At 58.8% G+C, this 1,511-nt stretch carries 1 protein-coding gene; it reads right to left on the bottom strand.

Going from position 1 to position 1,511, the window contains the following annotated elements:
* Window positions 1-111 precede the first annotated feature (111 nt).
* Window positions 112-1,422 (bottom strand): (Fe-S)-binding protein, encoded by a 1,311-nt coding sequence (locus tag NW820_RS12325; protein ID WP_414352176.1) that lies wholly within the window; start codon window positions 1,420-1,422, stop codon window positions 112-114.
* Window positions 1,423-1,511 lie beyond the last annotated feature (89 nt).

Here is a 1,511-nt window from a genome sequence, read left to right as displayed (position 1 = left end):
ATAGCCGCGGCCAACATGCTTAGTTTAATGGCTATTTCGGTTCCGCAAAGTAACCAATTGTTCAGCAGATCGGGGACTAGAGGCAGCCCCTGTAGCTTGTTCGCGAAAGCGTCACGCAGCGGTAAGGGCGCGATCCAACAATTCCATCGGGTGATAGATGGGGATCCCGGCTTTGCCCTGTAGGCGCAGATGTTTCTGGATTTGTAGGCGGCAGCCGATATTGGCAGAGACAATCCCCTGAGCACCGGTGTTAAGCAAGTTCTTTACCTTCTGGGATCCCAGCTCATCCGCCACCTGGGGTTGCAACAGGTTGTAGACGCCGGAGCTACCACAGCAGAGGGCCGCATCGACGGGATCCCGCAGCTCCAGCCCCGGGATTTGCCGCAACAGGTGTCGGGGTTCCTGGCTGAGCCGCTGCCCATGCAGCATGTGACAGGCATCCTGGTAGACCAGCACCAGGGGTTCCGGCTGTAGCGGATGTAGAGGAGCCGTTAACCCCACCTGGGCGAGAAACTCCTGAATATCCCTGACTTGAGTGGCAAATCGGGCTGCTTTCTCCTTGTAGTCGGGATCCCTGGCCAACAGGTGGCCATACTCCTTCAGGGTATGCCCGCAGCCAGAAGCGTTGATCAGAATGGCATCCAACTCGTAATCGGCAAAGGCATCGATCATCTGGCGGGCCAGGGTTTCCGCCTGCTGCAGTTGCCCTTGATGGTGGGGCAAGGCCGCGCAACAGCCTTGGACGGGCGGGATCACCACCTCACAGCCGTTGTGGGTCAAGACGCGAATGCTGGCCTCATTCACCTGCGGGGCAAACAGGCGCTGCACGCAGCCCAAAATGAGTCCCACCCGAAAACGGCGTTCTCCCACCGCCGGGATCCGCTCAGGGTAACGCTTGGGCAGCAGTTGCTCCACCTCCAGGGGGGGCATCAGGGATTCCATGGCCGCCAAACGCGGGGAGACCTTTTCCAGACCCTTTCGGATCCAAGCGCCGATCCCCATTTTTTGGTACAGCCAGAGAGGCCACAGCAGCGGTTGCAGCCGCTCCGGGTAAGGAAACACCGAGAAGATGAACTGGCGGTAAAGCCGATCCCAAAGGCTACGTGGGTAGTTGCGTTCGATTTGCGGGCGGGTGGCGGCAATTAAGCGGTCATATTGCACCCCCGATGGACAGGCCGTAACACAGGCCAAACAGCCCAAACAACTGTCGAAGTGGGAAACCGTAGCCGCCGAGAGGGAGATTTGACCTTGGTTGAGAGCCTCCATCTGATAGATGCGCCCCCGCGGCGAGTCCGTCTCTTTGCCGATGACACGGTAGCTGGGGCAGGTGGTCAGGCAAAACCCGCAATGCACGCAGGCATCGATCAGCTTGGGATCCGGGGGATCCACGCCGTCAAAACTTGGCCCTTTGGATACGTTCATCGGCCTCTAGCTCTCAGCACAAAAGCCTGCTGTACAGACTCAATCTTGCCTTTTGGCTTGTTTTGGGGTTTTGGAGGTGCCCCCGTTTC

Origin of the sequence: Synechococcus sp. R55.7 (assembly GCF_047461955.1) — a bacterium.
In the GTDB taxonomy this organism is placed as follows: Bacteria; Cyanobacteriota; Cyanobacteriia; order Thermostichales; family Thermostichaceae; genus Thermostichus.
Note: the sequence above shows the minus strand (reverse complement) of the source record. Positions and strands in the feature narration are given on the sequence as shown.

What these genes read in the sequence shown, in the direction of transcription:
- NW820_RS12325 (WP_414352176.1), bottom strand. Translation starts at nt 1,422, where the DNA reads ATGAACGTATCCAAAGGGCCAAGTTTTGACGGCGTGGATCCCCCGGAT.